Source organism: Candidatus Photobacterium acropomis (assembly GCF_030685555.1).
GTDB lineage: Bacteria > Pseudomonadota > Gammaproteobacteria > Enterobacterales > Vibrionaceae > Photobacterium > Photobacterium lucens.
Genome location: NZ_CP131609.1, coordinates 2319927 through 2342311 on the forward strand (window position 1 = coordinate 2319927; position 22385 = coordinate 2342311).

Annotated in this window: 15 protein-coding genes and 14 tRNA genes; 5 read left to right on the forward strand and 24 right to left on the reverse strand. The window is 39.8% G+C overall.

Features of this window, described 5'->3' with window-relative positions:
- The first annotated feature begins 354 nt into the window (after positions 1 to 354).
- Positions 355 to 990, forward strand: coding sequence for a murein L,D-transpeptidase catalytic domain family protein (locus Q7657_RS17575; RefSeq protein WP_392397388.1), 636 nt, complete (start codon positions 355 to 357; stop codon positions 988 to 990).
- A 166-nt stretch (positions 991 to 1156) separates the two neighbouring features.
- On the forward strand, positions 1157 to 1726 hold the full coding sequence (locus Q7657_RS17580) for a cysteine hydrolase family protein (protein ID WP_107166571.1): 570 nt from the start codon (positions 1157 to 1159) through the stop codon (positions 1724 to 1726).
- A gap of 81 nt (positions 1727 to 1807) precedes the next feature.
- On the opposite strand, the gene Q7657_RS17585 is transcribed toward Q7657_RS17580, so the two are convergent.
- The 7 genes from Q7657_RS17585 to Q7657_RS17615 form a co-directional block, all read right to left on the reverse strand.
- Entirely contained in the window at positions 1808 to 2074 is a 267-nt protein-coding gene (locus tag Q7657_RS17585; protein ID WP_081001744.1) for a hypothetical protein, read from the reverse strand.
- 97 nt (positions 2075 to 2171) lie between these two features.
- The gene (locus Q7657_RS17590; RefSeq protein WP_107166572.1) at positions 2172 to 2825 is read right to left on the reverse strand and encodes an HAD family hydrolase; all 654 of its coding nucleotides are present in this window, start codon (positions 2823 to 2825) and stop codon (positions 2172 to 2174) included.
- A 72-nt stretch (positions 2826 to 2897) separates the two neighbouring features.
- Positions 2898 to 5852 (reverse strand): bifunctional diguanylate cyclase/phosphodiesterase, encoded by a 2955-nt coding sequence (locus tag Q7657_RS17595; protein ID WP_107166573.1) that lies wholly within the window; start codon positions 5850 to 5852, stop codon positions 2898 to 2900.
- A 432-nt stretch (positions 5853 to 6284) separates the two neighbouring features.
- A complete protein-coding gene (locus Q7657_RS17600) occupies positions 6285 to 6893 on the reverse strand; it encodes a 2OG-Fe(II) oxygenase (RefSeq protein ID WP_053989535.1) in 609 nt (202 codons plus the stop codon).
- A gap of 137 nt (positions 6894 to 7030) precedes the next feature.
- Positions 7031 to 7360 carry a hypothetical protein gene (locus Q7657_RS17605; protein ID WP_107166574.1) on the reverse strand — a complete coding sequence of 110 codons (330 nt, stop codon included), beginning with the start codon at positions 7358 to 7360 and terminating at the stop codon, positions 7031 to 7033.
- 8 nt (positions 7361 to 7368) lie between these two features.
- Entirely contained in the window at positions 7369 to 7689 is a 321-nt protein-coding gene (locus Q7657_RS17610; RefSeq protein WP_107166575.1) for a hypothetical protein, read from the reverse strand.
- A gap of 163 nt (positions 7690 to 7852) precedes the next feature.
- Positions 7853 to 8365, reverse strand: coding sequence for an RNA methyltransferase (locus tag Q7657_RS17615; protein ID WP_008987298.1), 513 nt, complete (start codon positions 8363 to 8365; stop codon positions 7853 to 7855).
- Positions 8366 to 8658: 293 nt separating this feature from the next.
- On the opposite strand from Q7657_RS17615, the gene Q7657_RS17620 reads away from it, so the two are divergent.
- On the forward strand, positions 8659 to 11496 hold the full coding sequence (locus Q7657_RS17620) for a right-handed parallel beta-helix repeat-containing protein (protein WP_107166576.1): 2838 nt from the start codon (positions 8659 to 8661) through the stop codon (positions 11494 to 11496).
- Between the two features lie 41 nt (positions 11497 to 11537).
- Here the strand turns inward: Q7657_RS17620 and Q7657_RS17625 are convergent.
- The 17 genes from Q7657_RS17625 to Q7657_RS17705 all read right to left on the reverse strand — a co-directional run bounded on the left by Q7657_RS17625 (position 11538) and on the right by Q7657_RS17705 (position 18697).
- Positions 11538 to 11622 (reverse strand) — tRNA-Leu (locus Q7657_RS17625).
- Between the two features lie 16 nt (positions 11623 to 11638).
- Positions 11639 to 11712: transfer RNA gene (locus Q7657_RS17630), tRNA-Cys, on the reverse strand.
- A gap of 24 nt (positions 11713 to 11736) precedes the next feature.
- Positions 11737 to 11823: transfer RNA gene (locus Q7657_RS17635), tRNA-Leu, on the reverse strand.
- A 63-nt stretch (positions 11824 to 11886) separates the two neighbouring features.
- Positions 11887 to 11962 (reverse strand) — tRNA-Gly (locus tag Q7657_RS17640).
- Between the two features lie 20 nt (positions 11963 to 11982).
- Positions 11983 to 12056: transfer RNA gene (locus Q7657_RS17645), tRNA-Cys, on the reverse strand.
- A gap of 23 nt (positions 12057 to 12079) precedes the next feature.
- Positions 12080 to 12166: transfer RNA gene (locus Q7657_RS17650), tRNA-Leu, on the reverse strand.
- 63 nt (positions 12167 to 12229) lie between these two features.
- A tRNA-Gly gene (locus Q7657_RS17655) sits at positions 12230 to 12305 on the reverse strand.
- Between the two features lie 19 nt (positions 12306 to 12324).
- Positions 12325 to 12398, reverse strand: a tRNA-Cys gene (locus Q7657_RS17660).
- A gap of 25 nt (positions 12399 to 12423) precedes the next feature.
- A tRNA-Leu gene (locus Q7657_RS17665) sits at positions 12424 to 12510 on the reverse strand.
- 63 nt (positions 12511 to 12573) lie between these two features.
- Positions 12574 to 12663: transfer RNA gene (locus tag Q7657_RS17670), tRNA-Gly, on the reverse strand.
- Positions 12664 to 12683: 20 nt separating this feature from the next.
- A tRNA-Cys gene (locus Q7657_RS17675) sits at positions 12684 to 12757 on the reverse strand.
- Between the two features lie 24 nt (positions 12758 to 12781).
- Positions 12782 to 12868, reverse strand: a tRNA-Leu gene (locus Q7657_RS17680).
- Positions 12869 to 12931: 63 nt separating this feature from the next.
- Positions 12932 to 13007 (reverse strand) — tRNA-Gly (locus Q7657_RS17685).
- A gap of 20 nt (positions 13008 to 13027) precedes the next feature.
- A tRNA-Cys gene (locus tag Q7657_RS17690) sits at positions 13028 to 13101 on the reverse strand.
- A 205-nt stretch (positions 13102 to 13306) separates the two neighbouring features.
- The gene (gene nspC, locus Q7657_RS17695; protein WP_498827403.1) at positions 13307 to 14452 is read right to left on the reverse strand and encodes a carboxynorspermidine decarboxylase; all 1146 of its coding nucleotides are present in this window, start codon (positions 14450 to 14452) and stop codon (positions 13307 to 13309) included.
- 55 nt (positions 14453 to 14507) lie between these two features.
- Entirely contained in the window at positions 14508 to 15752 is a 1245-nt protein-coding gene (locus Q7657_RS17700; protein ID WP_107165215.1) for a carboxynorspermidine synthase, read from the reverse strand.
- Between the two features lie 38 nt (positions 15753 to 15790).
- Positions 15791 to 18697, reverse strand: a complete 2907-nt coding sequence (locus Q7657_RS17705) for a pyridoxal phosphate-dependent class III aminotransferase (protein ID WP_107165216.1) — start codon at positions 18695 to 18697, stop codon at positions 15791 to 15793.
- Between the two features lie 799 nt (positions 18698 to 19496).
- Here Q7657_RS17705 and nirB point away from each other — a divergent pair.
- On the forward strand, positions 19497 to 22046 hold the full coding sequence (gene nirB / locus Q7657_RS17710; protein ID WP_107165217.1) for a nitrite reductase large subunit NirB: 2550 nt from the start codon (positions 19497 to 19499) through the stop codon (positions 22044 to 22046).
- Positions 22043 to 22369 carry a nitrite reductase small subunit NirD gene (gene nirD, locus Q7657_RS17715; RefSeq protein WP_107165218.1) on the forward strand — a complete coding sequence of 109 codons (327 nt, stop codon included), beginning with the start codon at positions 22043 to 22045 and terminating at the stop codon, positions 22367 to 22369. The genes nirB and nirD overlap by 4 nt, the downstream gene beginning before the upstream one ends.
- The last annotated feature ends 16 nt before the right edge of the window (positions 22370 to 22385 follow it).

Below are 22385 nucleotides of genomic sequence, written 5' to 3' on the forward strand. Positions count from 1 at the left end.
TACTTTATACGCAAAAATGCAATTTTTTTGAAAAAAAATAATATTTTTAGAGTATCGATTTTCTTCTATTTTTTAATATTCGAAAACAAATGCTTAGTTACTCTAGCATCATTAAACATACAAATAGCCAACTCATAATAAAACTCACAATCTAAAATATAATTAAATGCTGTTCACCTATTTAACCATTTGTTATGTATAACTTTATTTATTAATTTTTCTTAAAAATCATTTTCTCAAAAGACGCAGTCTGACAGTACTTTACATTCTGACGTTATTTTATTTATCATTTTTTATGCTAAAGTTCCTGCTTCAAATTCCCCCTAAGCATTGTTAGATGGTAGTACTGACTTAATGAAAAAAGCGATATATCTAATAATCCTGATGATGTGCTATCTGCCGTTTCAGGCTTCAGCACATGTTCTGAATACCGAACGAAAAAATGCTGATATTGTTGTAAACTACGTTTACCAAAAAGCACATTTAAAAAATCAAATTAGCTACAATGTTTTTAAGCAAGCTTTCATTGCTTACAACAAAACTAAAGGCAAGAAAAAATCACTATTAACAATCATTGATTACAGTAAACCATCGACACAAAAAAGATTTTATGTAATTGATTTAAAATCAAATAAATTACTCTACAAAACCTATGTTTCTCATGGTATGAACAGTGGAAAACTCAAGGCAAATGAGTTCTCCAATAAAGTGGATTCGCATAAAACCTCATTAGGTACTTTCCTGACAGAAAATACATATAACGGCGGTAACGGTTATTCACTGAAACTTAACGGTTTAACTCGTGGTAAAAATGATAACGCATTAAAACGTTACATTGTTATTCACGGAGCAAAATACGTTTCCGAATCATTTATCAAACGTAACGGTTATTTAGGTCGTAGCTGGGGTTGCCCTGCACTACCAGAAGCATTAGCAACAAAGATCATCAACACCATTAAAGGTGGCAGTGTTATTTTTGCTTACGCTTAATCAAGAGAATTAAAAAGCTGTTAGTATTTAATTTCAAAAAGTTAAATACTCGCAGCTTTTTTTATGCTTAAGATTAACAACCTTTAATATATTCCCCGCTAAGCAAACAATTATTAAGCTTCAATTCATTTACACTCGTTATAATCATTTATTTAGCGAGGTGATTATGAAAAGAGCATTAGTTGTTATTGATTTCATTAATGATATTGTTGATTTAAAAGGGAAAATCCCTAGCTGCGCACAACAAGTTATTGCCTGTAATACAATTGAACATGCCAATAGTGCGATTGAATGGGCTCGTAAGAAGCATATCCCTTGTATTTTTATCAAAGTTGGCTTCAACAATGATTACCTCGATCTACCCCGTCACTCCCCTATGTTTGGTAAAACAGAGAGTATAGGCGCATTAAATCTCAAGAGTTGGGGAACACAATTTCATCAAGATTTAGCAGTAACAGTAGACGATCTCGTGATCTGCAAACCTCGAGTCAATCCATTTCATAACACACAACTAGATAGTGTATTACGTGCAAATGCGATCACTGATGTGTATTTTTGTGGAGTGAGTACAACGTGGGCAATTCAATCAGCAGTCAGAGATGCTCATGACCGTGATTATCAGGTTCATATCATTACCGATGCATGTGCAGCAGCAACAGAAGAAGAGCATCAAAGCTCGTTAACTATGTTATCTCGCATAGCCACGTTACACAGTTCAAAGCAGCTAAAAGAATAAATACTGAAGCACAATAAAAACCGCATTACTGGTGAGGTTCACTAAAAGTAAAACAAAGTAATGCGGTTAATTGAGTAAAGACTAGATATCGTCTTCCCAAGGCATATCAGGTAATGCGGCAAGGTTTTCACTGTAACGTTTTAAATCGAATTTACCTTCGTTTTTCATTACATCAAACACTTCAATTGACAGTGCACATGCCATCATTTGGATCGCTTCTTCACGTGGTGTCCCCGTCATGACTAAGCGCATGAGTGTTTCTTTAACCACTAACGGTTCACCATCAGATAGCTGATTCTCAACCGTTTCAACAAGCATATCGCCTGTCATGATCTCTTCGTTTTCCATCATATCCGCCTCTAAATAAATTTGGCGTATTCTATCGTATTTACCGTAATAACAGCTAGTTTTGCACTACCACTCAACAAATATAACCAACAGATAGCTAATTATTCAGATTAAATAAAGAGAGTAACAATGGCGTTGCTTCTATCATAGATGCAAATGAATGGTTCGCGTGTGCTGGTAGCTTAGCGCTATGTTCATTTACAAATACGGCATGAATATTGGCGCTAAATGCCGACATTAATCCTGTTCGACTATCTTCTACAGCTACTGCATTTTCTGGCAAAACCTGCATTGCTTTACAGGCTTGTAAATACACATCAGGGGCTGGTTTATTATTTGTGACTTCATAACCGCTAAAAACATTATCAAACAGTGACAGCCAACCATGCTGAGCTAACACTCCCGTCACGTAATCTCTCGGCGCTCCCGTGACCACCGCCATCGGCACTTTGCCTGATAAGGTTTTAAGCAAATCATCCACACCGGGCATTGCTGGAATGCCCTTTTCAATGATCATCGCTTCAGTCAATGTTTCCATCTCATTGATCATGGTAGAAACTGTTGTAGGAATCTTATAGTGAGAAATAAAATGCTTAGCGATGTGGGGCCAAGTAACACCAGCGTACTGAGACATAAATGTATCAATACTTAACTCAACCCCATGACCTGCTAAATACTGGCTCCAATTCGCAGCATGAAAGCGTTCCGAATCAACTAATGTTCCATCAAAATCAAAAAATAACGTTTGCATGTATTACCTGATAACTACTGTCCACCGTTACCTTATAGCACGACTCTTGATAATCATGTATCTAACAAGTGATTAGCATGAGGTAATTGCACACACATTACTCTTCTTAAGCAGTACCATCGCCGCATCAATATTCACTGCAGGACTAAAATAAAAACCTTGAATGTAGTGGCATCCCATTTTAGATAACAGTTGAAGTTGTGCTTTTGTTTCAACACCTTCAGCCACAACATCTAAATGAAGTTTACGACTCATATCCATAACAAGTGAGACTAAAATCTGACTTTCAACACTCTGCTCAATATCAACAATAAAATTGCGGTCAATTTTTATCACATTCGGCTTATTGGCAATAATTGCCGACATTGACGAATAACCTGTTCCAAAATCATCAATCGCAATACAGATACCCTTCTGAGCAAATTCAGATAATAATTCTAAAATATTATTACCTTCATCAAGAGCAGCAGACTCGGTGATTTCAATCATGATCTTGTCATACGCCAGTCCATGTTCATCAATAATGTCGTAAATATACTTTTGATCAAAAACAGCAAATTCACGCACTGAGCGATTGATAGACATACAAATATCGGTATATCCCTTCTGATGCATGTAAGCCAAATCTCGACACGCTTGTTCGAAAACAACTCGTCCTAATTGCCCTATTAACCCGTAGGTTTCAGCCATTTCGATAAAGACCATAGGTGATATATAGCCTTCTTCTTCATCGAACCAACGCGTTAATGCTTCAAATTTACAGATTTTCCCCGTTTCAATATCAACAATTGGTTGATAGTAAACTTGGATTTTTTTCTCTGCGATGGCTTTAATTAAACGATCTTTTAAGCGTAATTTTCGAATGTATTCAGACTGCAACTGTGCATCATAAATTGAAATACCATTGCGCCCATTACGTTTTTGCTCATACATTGCATAATCAGCATTTTTTAACAACGCTTGATGTGTCTCACCACTTTCAGGATAAGTCGATATCCCAATACTGATAGTGATATTAAACTGTAACTCATCAATAAAAATCGGCTGAGATAACGCTTGCATTAATTTTTGCGCGTACCGTTTCGCATATGAGGACGATTTATCTTTTAATAAAATCGCAAATTCATCACCACCATAACGGCACACTGAAGTCTCTTTAGAACAAAAGTCCAATAAGATTTCAGCAAGATGCTTTAATAACTTATCACCAACATCATGACCATAAAGATCGTTGATTGACTTAAAATCGTCTAAATCAATAAACAACACTGAGAACTCTTGGTTACAACCGCCTTTCTTTACTTGCTCACATGCCGAATTGATCTCCTGCTCTACTCTTTCAGTAAAACAGCGGCGATTCATTAGTGTGGTTAAAGCATCATTATTTGCATAGAACAACAACTCTTTTTCTGTTTGTTGACGTACACTGATATCGTGAAACACACCAACATAGTTCACCACCTCGTGGTTATCATCTTCAACTTTGTTGATAGTCATTTCTTCAGGATACACATTGCCATTCTTACGACGATTGTATAGCTGACCTTTCCATTGTCCTGTGTGTTCAACGCAATCCCACATTTCATCGTAGAACGCTTTGTCATGAAACCCTGAGGCCAAAATTCGCGGATCTTTGCCAATCACTTCTTCACAGCTATAGCCTGTTACCGTTTCAAATGACTCATTCACAGTAACGATATGGTTATTACTATCGGTGATCACTATACATTCTGAGGTATTATCAAATACGGTTTTCGCCAGATTTAATTGCTGAACCGTGGAAACGGTCTCAGTAATGTCCGTTAAAATACCTGCAACTTTCTCAGTATCACCAAATGAGTTTACAGCGACTACTTTACCCTGACATTGAAACCAATGGTCAATATAAAAAATGTTTGTCACAAATTTAGGGTTCAAACGAAAATCAAAATTAAGAGAGTGAGATTCATTATTTCTTAATTTTCTAATTGCATCTAAAACAACGTTTCTTTCGTCTCTATGGATCAAACGTATTAGCTCATATAACGAATGAATAACACGCTCATCGATATTGAGGATTTCCCATACTTTTGGCGAGGTGACTTTTTCACGGGTATTAAAATGATATTCCCATACCCCTTCGGCAACCGCATTATAGGTAATATGTAATTGATTGGAGGTTTTAGATAACTCTGTAGAAATATGATAAAACTCACTGATATCTTGAATAATGCCACGAATAAGTGTTGTTTTACCTTTTTCATCTTTAACAATGACTGAATCCTTACGAACGTATTTAACTTTCCCACTAGGCAGTAATAATCGATAAATAATATTATATCCGGTATGTTCGGAAGTAATAATATCATCCATAAATTGGATCACACGCTCTCTATCTTCAGGATGAATTGAGCTTTGCACAAATTTAAGATCAGGATGCAAGCAGTTCTCTAACTCGTAAATACGGCAGGCTTCTTTACTCCATGTATAAGTATTGGTTAATACATCCCACTGCCAATTTCCTAATTTAGCAACACGTTGGGACGCCTCCATTTCACTGAGTAGCAATTTTTGCTCTGACAGTAATGCCAAGTATTGAAGCTCTGAACCTAGCAATAACCCCATAGCTTCGGCCCAATCGGTTTGCTCTTGCGATAAATAAAACGGTTGCTGAAATAGGCATACAACAATACCAATCACATCGTCATGAGGCGAAATAATAGGAATACCAAGATAGGATTCAAACTGCTGTTCAACCATCAATTTATCTTTTGGATAAGCAGAATATGCGTGATCTTCGATAAGGTAAATAGCTCCACTTTCCAAAACTTTTCGGCACGGAACATCATCTAAAAGGTAACTTATCGTGCTATCAGTAATAACACCATCAATGTAATAAGCTAGCGATGTTGCCTTACTACAACTTTTATTAAAATAGGCGATATAGTAATGATCTGGCTGTAATTCATTAAATATTGACTGCATAGTGTGGGATATAAAATCTTTACCATATTGATTTCGCTTTAACGCTTTTAATGCAGTAACCATTAAATTTTCTAACCTAAGATAATTGTAGTATGTCAAAAAAGTATAGAATGCATAATGTACAATACCACTTTATTTAAAAGAAGCTTATCATCAAGCAACTTTCGCTTTATTACTTTAGTTTTGATTTATATCAGTTTACTTATTACATTATCGCAAGTAACTAATATCTTGTTATTACTCTTTTTTAATTAAATATGAAACCACTTGATTATTGTGGGATGTGTCTATTTCATTGCGCAATCTTATCAAGCTTATAAATAATTAACACAACAACCATAAATTAAAACAATTTAAAAACACATTATAAATTTATTTCCATTATCAATAATAAAACTTCTTTTATAATAAAGATCATCTTTCTTGATTAACGATAGCTTTAGTAAACTGAAACTAATAAAAAAGAGAGCCAAATGACTCTCTTCCTTTTAATTATTAGCGTGCAATATCGAGCTGATTACCTGTTACACCATTAGTACGGAACCAACCTGCAATACTAAAACGTCGTTGCGTTGCAGGTAAGACTTCATGAGGAAACAGTTCAGATAAGAAGACAACTAAGCGCCCTGCTTTTGGATCTAAAGTAGCGAGTTCGTTATCGTCCAAATCATACATTTTCAGACGACCACCATGCTCTGGCTTCCAATCATCATTAAGGTAAAACACAGTAGTAAGTTTACGATTCTCTTGACCTCGGAAACAATCTAAGTGCTTTTGATAAAAATCACCTTGCTCATATTTTGCAAAATGGGCTTCGTATTCAAATAAGCCGAGATAAAAATGACGATTCACTTCTAATCGGATCTCATTCATGCGTTGGAGAAAATCAGCAACAGGCTTACCCATGTCATCCGATAACCACTGAATTTTATCACTTCGAATAGACTTTTGAGTCATGTATTCATCATTACGACCGATACCAGCTTGGCTCCAGTCTTGTGGAATACAATCTTTCAATGCTTTAACCTCATCCTGAGCTAAAAAGTCATCCCAGACAAACCAACCCTGAGTAAATAAGGCATCAATAAGTTTGTCGTAATTCATATTCGTTCCAATCGAAATAAAAAAGGCTTTATAACGCTAGAAACTTCATACAACAAATCAGAAAATTTATACTTATCTTAAATTTTTTTATTCCTGAAACAGATTATTACACCATTAATATTGAGTAATATAATAAGTTAAAACAAATGATATTGCGCTTGTCCATTACGTTTTAAATCATCAATAGAATCAACCTGTTGAAAATGTTCAACCCAAGCAATATTACTTCTTGGAAACTCAACTTTAACCGCCTTTTTAATATATTTCTTTAACGCACTTAATTCTAATGTCACCCTTTGATCAATATAACCAAATTGTTTAAAGCAAAACTCTGCTTTTGATGATTTTAAAATACAGAAGCCACGATCTTTTTTGAACGTTAGCACTTCAAACGCATCACCTATATTCATTGATTTAAGAAAACGTTCACAACTCACTTCAACATGAGAAATATGAATCTTTGACATATCGCCTCCTAATCAAGTAGATCAGTCTTTGCTAACAACTTACAGAAATGCGCCTTTATTAATACATCACTGATAAAGAACACCGTGATTATGTTATCGGCAACTGTAAATGCCACTCGAAAAGCAGTATCCGGTGCGACAACTATCTTGTATTCCAATACACGATGCTTTTGATACATGCCATGAGGGACAGATTTAATTTTGCCATTATGTAGCGTAAGTAAGGTAGGAAGACGCTCATGAAGATCATTCATAATGGTAACTTCATGCTCTGCATATTGATGGAAGAACTTACGTAAGTGACGGTTATGATCTAAACAGATATTCATATTATTTTCTTTTTATCTATGCTTTTCATTAAAATACGCCCAATAGATAGCATCGAAAATATAAATATTTTTAAAGGAGGGTTAAGTGAATATGAACCTTTAATACTCAATAATAAGTTAAATATAACACTTATTATTGAGTACTTTTCTAAAAATAGATGCGCTATTTACCCTTCACTCTTAACTTATTCTTATTATCACGATTCTGACGAATATGCTCATCACTTTGGATCATGTCGGGTTGTTTCGCTAGGCGATCATAAAGTACAACGTTAACTGAAGCCGCTAAGTTCATACAACCAACAGTTGGTACATAGACAACATGATCAGCTTTATCAGCAACATCTTGAGCAATAGAGCCATCCTCAGGGCCAAAGATATAAATCGCTTTTTCTGGATGTTCAAAATGAGGTAATAACGTTGCCCCTTCTGCAAAATCCACACACACAATTTTCATATCTTGTGGTAAATCGTCAAGGAAAGATTCAACACCTAACAACGGAATTGTCTGAGCCATCTTCTTGGTATCTGTCTGAAATTTCGCAGCCAAATCATAGCGAGTGCCCGTATATGTCACCGCGTCTGCTTTATAACAACCTGCCGCTCGCAATACTGCGCCCACATTGGTTGGACTCTTCGGATTAGTCAATCCAATAATCACTGACGCATTTTTCATGGCTCGAATTACCTTAAATATTACATGTAAACAAAGTCGGCATTGTACTAAGTGGTAATACACTCAACAATCAACTTTGCCATAATTATTTCAAATCACTAATAACACTATTTCTTGAACGAATATCAGTAAACCTCATGCAAGCCTGTATATCTAAGATACTTATTCTTCAAGCTATCACATTAATAGCAATATATTGCCACCCTTATCTATTAGTAACGATTCAACACGCTAAGCTGAAATAAAAAATTAACAAATCAACTGTTTTTATGCCTATTAATCAAGGAATAGATATGAATAGAAGCCTTAGTTACCTTACACTTTCACTATTTAGCGTCGGGGCCATTGCAGTACCAATCGAGTGGATTAATGGTAAAACCAAGGTCGTTAATGGCGATATCGTTACATATAATGAACAATGTTATATCGCGCAAAATAACCCTGGCTCATGGGAGACACCTTCACCATCTTCTAATTGGTTTTGGCAACAAACTGAATGCAACGGTACTCCTCTTCCAACATGCAATGATAATCAAGAGTTAATCGATGGCATTTGTGTCGATATTGTTGAGCCTGTGGTTTGTCCAAATGGTCAAATATTAGTTGATAATATCTGTGTCGATGAAACAGCACCTCCGGTATCTGATATCACGTTATGGATAGCAGGAGAAACGAGAGTTAATAACGGCGATATTGTTAGCTATAAATCTCAATGCTTTGAAGCTAAAAATAGTCCAGGAGTATGGGAAACGCCTAAGTCATCATCGTGGTTTTGGAATGAAACGAATTGTCCAGATACGCCCCTAGAACCTATTGAATGTCCTGATGGCTCTACCGCACCAACCATTGAAGAATGTCCTACTGAACCACCAAAAGAAGTTACTTGCCCTGACGGTACTATCACCGAAAGCTACGATAGTTGCCCTACAACACAAGCTATTTTTGTTAGCCCTGATGGCAACGATAACAATAACGGCTCATTCACTAAGCCTTACAAAACCCTAAAGAAAGCTTTATCTCAAGCTAAAGCAGGTAGCATTATTGAGCTGGCAGAAGGTCGTTATAAAACAGCAGAAGTCATTGATAAGGTTAATGGGATCAACGAAGCACCCATCGTGATCAGAGGCAACAATAGCATTTTTGATGGCACCATAGATATCACGACACCATGGCAGCGACACGACGGTAATATTTACAAAACGCAAATCAATCAAGATATTTGGCAACTGTTTATTGAAGATAAAATGGTAATGTCAGCGCGTTGGCCTAATGCTCAATTAAGCGATGGTTCACTGTGGGATATGAAATCGACATGGCGTCATCAAGCCCCTGAAAGTCATTTCGGTGAAATGATTGATGAACGACCTTATGAAAAGATCACCGTAAAAAGCAATGGTAATGAATATCAACCCCTTCCTACTGGTGTAAACACACAATCGCTAGCCGATTCAGGTATTGATGCAACAGGTGCTATCGCCATTATGAACATTGGCTCTTGGCTTAACTGGGCACAAGTGATTGATAGTCATACTGTTGGTAGTAATCGCTTTACCTATAGTACCGATTTTTCTAAATCAGGCACTGCGATGAAAAAAGCGGCTACCAATATGCTTTCTAAAGGTAACTTTTGGGCAAATAAAAACGGCAAATATGAGGAAGGTCACTACTACCTTGAAGGTAAACTTGAGCTATTAGATAGTCCCAATGAGTGGTTCTTTGATAAGCAGACGAAAACCGTTTACTTATGGGCTCCCAATGATGCCGATCCTAACCAGCTTCATATACGTGGTAAGCACCAGACCTATAGCTTAACCATCCGAAATTCTAGCCACCTTATTTTCGATAATGTCGACTTTTTTGCGACAGCGTTTACGGTGGTAAGCTCACAATCTATTACCTTTAATGATCTAGACGCGAAATATTACGCGTATTCAAAGCGCATGTTAGGTGACTTAACTCGCCCTCAAACCATTAAGTTTATTAATAACAATAAAGCTATCACTGAAACACAGAACAAGATCACCAATAGCTACCTTGCTTACACTGATGGGCCTGCTTTTGAGATGATCAAAGAAAACAGTAATGTAGTTGATAATAACCTGATACATGATATTGATTATTCAAATCTTGGAACTGGTGGTGAAGGCTCTATTAATATGGCCTCACAAAGCCAAAGTATCACTTTTAGCAATAACACTTTCCATACCGCAGGTAATTCTGAAGGTGTACGCGTTGGTGCTCGCTCTAAAGTAATCGGTAACCATGTGTACAACACCAGCCTATTACAACACGATGGCGCAGCAATCAATGTGGGGATTGATGAACAAGCAGGCACAGAGATCGCTTATAACTGGGTACACGATACACCAAAGGCAGGTATTCGTTTTGATGGTGTCGAAGGTGCGGCTAAAACAGGTAAAGATGGCTTAGTCCATCACAACGTTGTGTGGAATAGCGCTTTCAATATTATTAAGGGTGATACGCAAGGTACCTACAATAACTTGATGTTTAATAACATCATAACGGATTTAATCATCTTCAATAAAGCGTCCGCCGGTGGATTAAATTATAGTTCTGAAACGCTAAACAACTTAGTCGGAACACTGCAAGGGCGTAAATCGGGTACTAGCGAGCAATTAGCTGTTCCAGGAATCGTGGCAAATAATATAACGGGCAATACATCTGAGATCTTAAGTCACTTAAAGGGCGCTTATTGGGGTGACTTTAGACCAAAAGATAACGCCGTGATCATTGATATGGGAACTAGCAATAGTAGCTTGATGACAATTGAGCATCTTGGCTCTTCCCCTGATATTGGCGCTTATGAATATGGAGATCCTAACACTTGGATTCCAGGTCATAGCCATTCAATCGCCTCTAACCCTGTCCCTTTTGATAAGGCAACCAATGTTGATCTGAATATTGAATTAATGTTCTCACAGGATCTCAACCGATTTAATTATGATGTCTACTTAGGAAAGAATGTCGACGCCTTATTACCCATCGATAAAATAGATAATAAGTATAGCTTGAATGGTCTCTTGCCAAATACCCAATATTACTGGCGTGTCGATGTTATCGAAGATAGTAAAGTAACGACTGGAGATATTTGGTCATTTAGTACCAAGTAATAACAAAAAAGCCTCAATCTTTCGATTGAGGCTTTTATATATGGTGCCCGAGGACGGACTTGAACCGTCACTCCCGAAGGAAACGGATTTTGAATCCGTCGTGTATACCAATTTCACCACTCGGGCTTATATTCTTAGAGAATGGAGGCGCGTCCCGGAGTCGAACCGAGGTCCACGGATTTGCAATCCGCTGCATAGCCACTCTGCCAACGCGCCATTTTGTTTTCTCTATTAAATAGATGGTGCCCCGGGCCGGACTTGAACCGGCACAGCGCGAACGCCGAGGGATTTTAAATCCCTTGTGTCTACCAATTCCACCACCAGGGCACGCAATTTCTTGCGATGGTTAGACACCATCTGTGATTACCGCTTTCGCCATAATCTTTAATTTGGAGCGACACATCGGGTTCGAACCGATGACCTCAACCTTGGCAAGGTTGCGCTCTACCAGCTGAGCTAGTGTCGCAATAGATTCTCATAAGAGAATGGAGGCGCGTCCCGGAGTCGAACCGAGGTCCACGGATTTGCAATCCGCTGCATAGCCACTCTGCCAACGCGCCATTTTGTTTTCTCTATAAATAGATGGTGCCCCGGGCCGGACTTGAACCGGCACAGCGCGAACGCCGAGGGATTTTAAATCCCTTGTGTCTACCAATTCCACCACCAGGGCACGCAATTTATTGCGATGGTTAGACACCATCTGTGATCACCGCTTTCGCCATGATCTTTACTTTGGAGCGACACACGAGGTTCGAACTCGTGACCTCAACCTTGGCAAGGTTGCGCTCTACCAGCTGAGCTAGTGTCGCATAGATTCTCATAAGAGAATGGAGGCGCGTCCCGGAGTCGAACCGAGGTCCACGGATTTGCAATCCGCTGCATAGCCACTCTGCCAACGCGCCATTTTGTATTTCTCTATTAATTAGATGGTGCCCCGGGCCGGACTTGAACCGGCACAGCGCGAACGCCGAGGGATTTTAAATCCCTTGTGTCTACCAATTCCACCACCAGGGCACGCAATTTATTGCGATGGTTAGACACCATCTGTGATCACCGCTTTTGCCATGATCTTTAATTTGGAGCGACACACGAGGTTCCCTATCTTTTATAGGTACTCGTGACCTCAACCTTGGCAAGGTTGCGCTCTACCAGCTGAGCTAGTGTCGCAATAGATTCTCATAAGAGAATGGAGGCGCGTCCCGGAGTCGAACCGAGGTCCACGGATTTGCAATCCGCTGCATAGCCACTCTGCCAACGCGCCATTTTGTTTTCTCTATTAATTAGATGGTGCCCCGGGCCGGACTTGAACCGGCACAGCGCGAACGCCGAGGGATTTTAAATCCCTTGTGTCTACCAATTCCACCACCAGGGCACGCAATTTATTGCGATGGTTAGACACCATCTGTGATCACCGCTTTCGCCATGATCTTTAATTTGGAGCGACACATCGGGTTCGAACCGATGACCTCAACCTTGGCAAGGTTGCGCTCTACCAGCTGAGCTAGTGTCGCAATAGATTCTCATAAGAGAATGGAGGCGCGTCCCGGAGTCGAACCGAGGTCCACGGATTTGCAATCCGCTGCATAGCCACTCTGCCAACGCGCCTCAATATTTCTAAAGAAGTTACCATCTTTAGAATTTTTTGCCCTTAGCGAGTCCCCCCGCTGCGGTACGTGGTGTAATTTACTGATTTTACAGAATCAGTCAACGAAAAATTATGACTTTTTATTTAACTGGTTAAATTCCATAACATCGAACCATAAATCAGCCCATAAATGATCAAAAACCAGACAATCTCACCTTTTGAACTTTAACTTGCTGGTGAGATTACAGGACGTGATAACGATGCAGCAAAATCGTCATAACTAAATTCATTGAGTTTTTCGACACAACCATTACTACGACGGCAATAAATACTTGGCATACGCAGACCATTAAACCAATTTAGCTTCACCATGGTGTAACCTGCACTGTCTGCAATATGTAATTTCTGCCCAATAGAGAGTGGTTGTTCAAAGCTTGCAACACAGAACTGATCGCCCGCTAAGCAAGAACAACTACCAATTACGTACTCATAACTCCCCTCTTTTGACGATTCCGTTACCGTTGCTGGCTCATTATAAATTAAGGTATCAAGTCGATGTGCTTCTGTCGCACTATCTACAATGGCTGTTTTCATACCGTTCTCGACAATATCAACCACGGTAACCACTAAGTCAGTCGTTTGGGTAATAATCGCTTCACCCGGCTCAAGATATAATTGAACACTAAAACGCTCTGAAAATGCCTTTAAAGCCGTTGCCAATTTTTCTAACTCGTAACCAGGCCATGTAAAGAAAACGCCACCACCTAAGCTAACCCAATCAAGCTTTAATAAGTAACGTCCAAAGCGCTCTGATATTGAATCGAGCAATGCAATAAATGCATCAGCACTTTTGTTTTCACAGTTCATGTGAAACATTGCGCCTTCTAAATCATCGAATAAGTCATCAGTTAAAAGGTTCTCTTGAACCCCTAGGCGTGAATACTGACGAGCAGGATCTGCTAAATCTTGTCCTGCACAGCTGATCCCCGGATTTAAACGTAGACCAACAGAGGCTTTACCGTCGGCTAAATGGCGATGAGCTTGTAATTGAGAGACTGAGTTAAAAATGATTTTATTACAGTACTGCAGCACATCTTCTACGTCTTCTTGGCTATATCCCACACTATAAGCATGAGTTTCACCACCGAATTTTTCAGCACCTAACCTAACTTCAAATGGCCCACTACTGGTTGTGCCATCAAGATAAGGCTTCATAACATCAAACACGCCCCACGTGGAAAAGCACTTCAATGCAAGAACGAGTTTTACTCCAGATAATTGTTTTAACTTTTTAGCTTGTTCTAAATTGTTGATCAGCTTCTGCTCATCAATCATGAAATATGGCGTTTTCAATGCGGCTTTCTCTTTTATATAAATAAGAAAGCGAGCTTGCTTGTTTATACAAGCTCGCTTCAATAGATGTGTCTTATTTCAAGATGTGAATATCAGGCTGACCAACAGGCAATTCTTGAACATGCCAATCTAAACCAATTGTTGGCATTGTTGCTAAGAATGGATCTGGATCTAACTGCTCCATATTGAACACACCTTTATCTACCCATTTGCCATTAAAGAACTGTAAAGCTGCTGTAATAGCAGGAACACCCGTAGTGTATGATATTGCTTGATGCTCTACATCTTCATACGCCACTTCATGATCTGCGTTATTGTAGATAAACACACTGCGCTCTTTGTCGTCTTTTTTACCTTGGACCCAAGTACCGATGCAGGTTTTTCCTGTATAGCCAGGAGCAAGCGATGTTGGATCCGGTAATAAGGCTTTCAGAACATGTAGTGGTTGTACAACAGTACCATCATGCAGCGTTAGTGGATCTGGGCTTAATAAGCCAATATCACGCATACAATTAAAATAATTTAGGTATTTGTCACCAAAGCCCATCCAAAATTCAATACGTTTTGCTGGAATAAATTCCTGCATTGAACGTACTTCATCATGTGCCATAGAATAAACTTTATGCTTACCGACTAACGGGAAATCAAACTCAAGCATACGACTATGACAACCGACTTGTTTCCATTCTCCGTCTTCCCAATAGAATGAATCACCTTGGATTTCTAACATATTGGTTTCAGGATCAAAGTTAGTGGCAAACTTCTTACCGTGATCGCCAGCATTCACGTCCATCACATCAATGGTGTCAATTTCATCGAACAGGTGTTTCACCGCATAAGCAGCAAATACACTAACAACACCCGGATCAAAACCTGCACCTAGAATGCCAGTGATCCCTGCTTCTTTGAATTTCTCACGGTAGCCCCATTGCCAATCATAAGCTTGTGGAACTTGCTGACCTTCAGAGCACAAATCAACCGCTACGGATGTATCTAAATACGAAACTTTCGTTTGATAACACGCTTCCATGATAGTCATGTTTACCCACGGGGGCCCTGCATTAATAACCAAATCAGGTTTTACTTCTTTAATTAAAGCGACTAATGCATCGACATCATCCGCATTAACAGCACGAGCTTGCAGCTTCTTACTTGGATCTTTTAAGTTATTTTTCTTATCAATTGAGCTAATAATCTTTTCGCACTTAGTGATAGTACGTGAAGCGATCGTGATATCACCCAATACATCATTATTTTGCGCCGCTTTATGTGCAACAACCCAGCCAACACCACCAGCACCAATTTGTAAAATAGCCATTATTTCTTTCCTTTTAAATTCATATATAGATGGTTGTTTTATTGAGTTGAAGACGATAACGATTGGCCCAATTGAGCGATTTTATTCAATAAGGTTTTAAAATCATTTATTGTTAGGCACGGATTTAAAATCGTGAATTTCAGTGCCACTTTGCCATCGACAAGGGTTTCCCCTAATACCGCTTCGCCTTTAACTAAAGCATCAATGCGAAGCTGCTTATTTAATTGATTGAGTTTCGGTTCTGTTATATCTGCATTGTCGCCCACATAGCGGAATAACACAGTCGAAAGCACAGGATCAGCAAGCAGCTCAAATTTCGGCTGTTGATTGACTAAATCAGCAACATTCTGAGTTCGGCTCAACAGATGATCATACATTTCACCAAGCGCATCAGCGCCTACGCTTTGCATCGTCATTAACACTTTAAGTGCATCAAAACGTTTAGTGGTTGCAATCGACTTATCGACCAAATTCGGCAATAAATCATCTTCACGATTGAGGTAATCAGCATGATGAAGCAGGTATTTAAAGTGAGATTTATCTTTCACTAATACAGCACCACAGCTGATCGGTTGGAAGAAAAGCTTGTGAAAATCAACACTTAGGGAATCAGCTTTTTCAATGCCATGTAAGCGACTTTGATGACGACTTAAAATCAGCGCACCGCCATAAGCACCATCGACATGAAACCAAAGGTTATAACGAGCTGAAATATCTGCTAGGCCAGTCAAATCATCAATTGCACCGTGATCTGTTGTTCCTGCTGTTCCAACAACAGCAAACGGAATAAGATCGTCTGCTTTTAATGATTCAATCGTGGTAATTAATGATGCTAATTGAATAGTGCCATCAGGATTAGTATCAACACATACGATAGACTGCTCACCAAGTCCCATTAATGATGCTGATTTTTGCACGGTGAAATGCGATTTTTTTGAACATAAAATACGCATTTTTTCTGCATAGGTAGGTAAACCTTGCTGCTGAATATTATGGCCAGAAATCGTATCTGCCGCCCAATCACGAGCCAGCAATAACCCCATCAAATTACTTTGTGTGCCGCCACTGGTGAACACACCATCAGCTTGATGACCGAGTTGATAGATCTCACATAACCAATCTACAATTTTTTGCTCAACAAATGTCGCAGCACTAGCTTGATCCCAAGAGTCCATTGACTGATTTAAAGCCGCAATAAAGGCTTCTGCGGCAATAGCAGGTACAAGTGGCGGTGTATGCAAATGGGCAATACAGTGCGGGTGTTGCACCATGATTGAGTGCTTCGCGATAAGATCGCCCGTTTGCTCAATCACTGTATCTAACGATTGTTGGGGCTGATTTAAATCAATACCATTAATTAAGGTCTTGAGTACTTGAGGATCTAAACCAGAATACGGCTGATTAGTTTGCTCAAACACTTTCTTCAGCACTTGCGTAGTGTGATTGAGCGCCACTTCAAACGTTTCAGAACCCCCTTTCCCCGTTTGAATAAAGTGTTGTTGCCAATTAGATATGGGAGTATCAACAACTTGCGTTTGAGCAATGGGCGTTACATGCGCTTCAATTGCTGCTTTCATTGTTGCTAATACAAAATCCAACTGCTCAAAACTGATGATCAATGGCGGTAAGAAGCGTAATACTGAACCTTGTCGGCCACCTTTTTCAATGATCAAACCACGCTCTAATGCTGAGCGTTGAATAGCAGCAGTTAAATCAGGATCTGCCACAGGCTCACCAAATTTATTCTTACTACCATCTGCTTTAACAATCTCAACACCTAGCATTAAGCCTTTGCCACGCACTTCTGCAATACAGCTCGTTTCTGCTGCGATTTTTTCTAAACCACGACGTAGATACATCCCTGCTTTTTGCGCATGCTCTACCAAACCATCACGTTCAATAATTTCTAATGCTTTGGCACCTGTCGCCATTGCCAGCTGATTACCACGAAATGTGCCCGTATGCTCACCCGGGTTCCAGCTATCAATCTCTTTATTGAAAACCAGTACAGACATGGGTAAACCGCCACCAACCGCTTTTGATAAACATAGAATATCTGGCATGATGCCTGATTCTTCAAAAGCAAAGTTAAATCCGGTTTTACCTATACCACATTGAATTTCATCGAAAATCAGTAAAATACCGTGCTCTTGGGTAATACGACGTAATTCTCGCAACCAAAATGCAGGCGCAGGGATAACACCGCCCTCACCTTGTACTGGCTCAACAATGATTGCTGCTGGTTTTTGAATACCACTTTCATCATCACAAAGCATACGCTCAATATATCGAAGGCTTTGTTTAGCACCTTCATCACCGGACAAACCATACGGACAACGCAGTGAATAAGGAAATGGTAAGAAATGCACATCAGCCATTAACCCTTGGCGGCGAGATTTAGTGTTTAAATTTCCCATCATCGCCATGGTGCCATTTGTCATACCGTGATAGGCACCGTGGAAGGCTGCCATGGTATTTCGACCCGTGGTTTGCTTGGCTAATTTAATCGCAGCTTCAACGGCATCGGCACCTGAAGGACCACAAAACTGTACACAAGCATTGTTTGCAAATGACTCAGGTAGGAAATTAATCAGTTGTTTGATGAAGTTATCTTTCGCTGCCGTTGTAATATCAAGGGTTTGATATGGCAAGCCAGATTCTAATTGTTCAACAATCGCTTTATTGATTTCGGGATGGTTATAACCCAGTGCTAATGTACCTGCCCCTGCTAAGCAATCGACAAACAACTGCCCACGGGTATCTTCGACTAACACACCCGCCGCTTTAGCAATAGCAAGTGGTAGTCGTCGCGGATATGAGCGAACTTCTGACTCATAATGCTCTTGGCTTAGTAATAACTCATCAAGTGTTAAATCATATAAGTCATTAACAACAGGTACAGTTACAGAGAGATCTGTTTCTTGAAAATTAAAAAGTGTAGACATGTCTCGTTCCAATCATTACCGCTCCATTTCCACCTAACAGATGTGACAAAAGAGAAGTACATAGTTGTACAACTAACAATGTAAGCACCTGATTTGGGTGCTAATGAGATGGAATTACGTATTTAAAGTGTGTCAAAAACGCCTTTTACTTACGTAAAAAGCTAAAAACGCACGACAGACGTAATATTCGTTCAGGAACGATCAAGGCTCCGTGATAACACGGTATTTCGGTAAGTGAAAACCAAAATGAAGTGATAGCGATACAAGATTCACTGTTGGGTTCCTTCAATATGTGTTCGCTTTCTTGTCAGCAAAACAGCGTATTAATTCCCTTCTATTCATGCATCAATTGCATAAATACCTACGGCGTAATTACAGTTCAATTACTTATCGTCCTGCTTATCAGCAAGGATTGCGCAGAAAAATAGCACAAGGATGAATAGAAAAACAACATCCATTAATAAAAAAACATAATCTTTTACATTGATTTTAAATTACTCGGTAAACACCAAAATACATTCTAGAAAACATAGTATTTATTACTAACTTCTCACATTTAAACGATACAAAACAAATAAGTGTATTTAAAAACAATAAGATAAACTTACCTCGTAGTTAAGCAAAACTTAAAGCTGCAATATAGCATCTTGCAAATTCACCTTAAAAAACCACATAAACAATTGATTTTACAGAACTACCCCTAAAGAGGTATTTAGAATACCTCTTGATTTAAATCATATTTCTTCACAATTTGTCTTAATACACTGAATGCAATTTAAAGCATGGTTAAGTAGGTGTTATGAGTAAAGTCAAATTGGCGATTATCGGCAACGGTATGGTCGGCCACCGTTACATCGAAGAGTTAATTGATCGCACAGAGATCAATAACTACGAGATCACTGTCTTCTGTGAAGAGCCTCGCGTCGCTTATGACCGTGTGCATTTATCATCTTATTTTTCTCACCACACAGCCGATGAGCTCTCTCTTGTAAAACAAGGGCTTTACGAAAAACACGGTATTAATGTGCTGTTAGGCGAACGTGCTATTAACGTAAACCGTGAGCAAAAACTCATCCTATCTAACACTGGTCGTGAAATTCGTTACGACAAACTGATCATGGCAACAGGCTCCTACCCTTGGGTTCCACCTATCAAAGGTAGTGAAAATAAAGACTGTTTTGTTTACCGCACGATCGAAGATCTCAAAGCTATTGAAGCAACCGCAAAACGCAGCAAAAGTGGTGTTGTTATCGGCGGTGGTCTTTTAGGACTCGAAGCTGCTGGCGCATTAAAAGCATTAGGTGTTGAAACCCATGTGATCGAATTTGCCCCAGTACTCATGGCTGAGCAATTAGATCCACAAGGTGGTCAGCAATTACGCAAAAAGATCGAACAATTAGGCGTTAACGTTCACACCAGCAAAAATACAAAAGAAATTATTGCTTCTGGTGAAAATGCCCGTAATACCCTGCAATTTGCAGATGGCACATCACTTGAAGTGGACTTTATTGTTTTCTCAACCGGTATTCGCCCGCAAGATAAACTGGCATCTCAATGTGGTTTAGAAACAGGTGTGCGTGGCGGTATTGCGATCAACAACTTCTGCCAAACCTCAGATAACGATGTTTACGCAATTGGCGAATGTGCTTCTTGGAACAACATGTTCTTTGGTCTTGTTGCACCGGGTTACAAAATGGCACAAATCGCTATTGGTCACTTATTAGGTGAAGAGCAGCAGTTTGAAGGTGCTGACATGAGTGCCAAGCTAAAACTACTTGGTGTGAAAGTCGGTAGTATTGGTGATGCGAATGGTCGTACCGAAAATTGTAAGAGCTATGTTTACTTAAACGAACAAGAAGAAGTTTACAAACGCATTATTGTGTCTGAAGACGGTAAAACACTGCTAGGTGCGGTACTCGTTGGTGATACTGCTGACTACGGTAACCTACTTCAGTTAGCACTTAACAACGTCGAACTGCCAGAAAACCCTGATAGCTTGATCCTTCCTGCTCATGCCGGAACAGAGAAACCCGCGATGGGCGTAGAATCGCTACCTGACAGCGCTGTGATGTGTTCATGTTTTGATGTGACTAAAGGCAAAATTGCCGCCGCTGTTGCCGAAGGACACACCACATTAGGTGAAATCAAAGCCGTTACTAAAGCCGGTACTGGCTGTGGTGGTTGTTTACCATTGATCACCCAAGTGCTTAATAGCGAACTTGCCAAAGCCGGTATTGAAGTAAATAACCACCTTTGTGAGCACTTTGCTTATTCTCGCCAAGAACTATTCCACTTGATCCGTATTGAAGAGATCAAATCGTTCGATGAGCTATTAGCGAAATACGGGCAAGGCTATGGCTGTGAAGTCTGTAAGCCAACGGTTGGCTCTATTCTGGCTTCTTGCTGGAATGACTATGTCCTAACTCCACAAAATACCCCACTGCAAGACACCAATGATATTTTCCTTGGCAACATGCAAAAAGATGGCACTTACTCTGTGATCCCACGTATGGCTGGCGGTGAAGTGACACCTGCAGGTTTATTAGCGGTAGCGCAAGTCGCTAACGACTACAACCTTTACACCAAGATCACAGGTGCGCAGCGTATTGGTTTATTCGGCGCTCAAAAAGATGATTTGCCAGCAATTTGGAAACGCTTAATTGAAGCGGGTTTCGAAACAGGTCAAGCCTATGCCAAAGCGCTACGTATGGCGAAAACTTGTGTTGGTAGCACTTGGTGTCGCTTCGGTGTGCAAGACAGCGTTGGCTTGGGTGTAGAGCTTGAAAATCGCTACAAAGGTATCCGTACTCCTCACAAGATGAAGTTTGGTGTTTCTGGCTGTACCCGTGAGTGTGCTGAGGCTCAAGGTAAAGATCTTGGCATCATCGCAACAGACGCTGGTTGGAACATGTACGTTGGTGGTAATGGTGGTATGAAACCTCGCCACGGTGATTTACTAGCAGCCGATCTCGACCATGACACACTCATCAAATACGTCGATCGCTACTTGATGTTCTATGTCCGTACTGCCGACAAACTACAGCGAACCTCTACTTGGTTAGAAAGCCTTGATGGTGGTGTTGAATACCTACGTGAAGTGATCATTAACGACAAACTAGGTATCAACGAGCAACTTGAAGCAGATATCGAGAAGCTTATTAACTCTTACCAGTGTGAATGGTCAAACACGCTAGATAACGAACAACAGCTAAAACGCTTTAGCCATTTCATTAACAGCGACAAGCGTGATGACAATGTGGTGTTTGTGCCTAGCCGTGATCAGCACCGCCCTGCAACAAACGAAGAAAAAGCGCACACCTATGCTATTTCATTGGAGGAAAACGTATGAGTTCTTGGATCACAGCCTGCCAATTAGTTGATTTGATTCCGGGTACAGGTGTCTGCGCTCTGATTGAAAATACCCAAGTGGCTATCTTCCGTCCCGATCAAAGTGAGCAACTGTTTGCGATTAACAACATGGATCCTTTTTCAAAATCCAATGTGTTATCTCGCGGCATCATTTGCGAGCACCAAGGCGAATTATGGGTAGCTAGCCCTCTGAAAAAACAGCGCTTTGCGCTAGCTGATGGACGTTGTTTAGAAAACCCAGAGATGAATATCGAAAGCTATCAAGTTCAAGTCAAAGACGGCAACGTACTCATTCAGCTGTAACACGCTATTGGGAAAT

Bases quoted from the DNA above. Each gene is read 5' to 3' on its own strand.
- Q7657_RS17575 (WP_392397388.1), top strand. From the start codon at position 355: ATGAAAAAAGCGATATATCTAATAATCCTGATGATGTGCTATCTGCCG.
- Q7657_RS17580 (WP_107166571.1), top strand. From the start codon at position 1,157: ATGAAAAGAGCATTAGTTGTTATTGATTTCATTAATGATATTGTTGAT.
- Q7657_RS17585 (WP_081001744.1), bottom strand. From the start codon at position 2,074: ATGGAAAACGAAGAGATCATGACAGGCGATATGCTTGTTGAAACGGTT.
- Q7657_RS17590 (WP_107166572.1), bottom strand. From the start codon at position 2,825: ATGCAAACGTTATTTTTTGATTTTGATGGAACATTAGTTGATTCGGAA.
- Q7657_RS17595 (WP_107166573.1), bottom strand. From the start codon at position 5,852: ATGGTTACTGCATTAAAAGCGTTAAAGCGAAATCAATATGGTAAAGAT.
- Q7657_RS17600 (WP_053989535.1), bottom strand. From the start codon at position 6,893: ATGAATTACGACAAACTTATTGATGCCTTATTTACTCAGGGTTGGTTT.
- Q7657_RS17605 (WP_107166574.1), bottom strand. From the start codon at position 7,360: ATGTCAAAGATTCATATTTCTCATGTTGAAGTGAGTTGTGAACGTTTT.
- Q7657_RS17610 (WP_107166575.1), bottom strand. From the start codon at position 7,689: ATGAATATCTGTTTAGATCATAACCGTCACTTACGTAAGTTCTTCCAT.
- Q7657_RS17615 (WP_008987298.1), bottom strand. From the start codon at position 8,365: ATGAAAAATGCGTCAGTGATTATTGGATTGACTAATCCGAAGAGTCCA.
- Q7657_RS17620 (WP_107166576.1), top strand. From the start codon at position 8,659: ATGAATAGAAGCCTTAGTTACCTTACACTTTCACTATTTAGCGTCGGG.
- Q7657_RS17700 (WP_107165215.1), bottom strand. From the start codon at position 15,752: ATGGCTATTTTACAAATTGGTGCTGGTGGTGTTGGCTGGGTTGTTGCA.
- Q7657_RS17705 (WP_107165216.1), bottom strand. From the start codon at position 18,697: ATGTCTACACTTTTTAATTTTCAAGAAACAGATCTCTCTGTAACTGTA.
- nirB (WP_107165217.1), top strand. From the start codon at position 19,497: ATGAGTAAAGTCAAATTGGCGATTATCGGCAACGGTATGGTCGGCCAC.
- nirD (WP_107165218.1), top strand. From the start codon at position 22,043: ATGAGTTCTTGGATCACAGCCTGCCAATTAGTTGATTTGATTCCGGGT.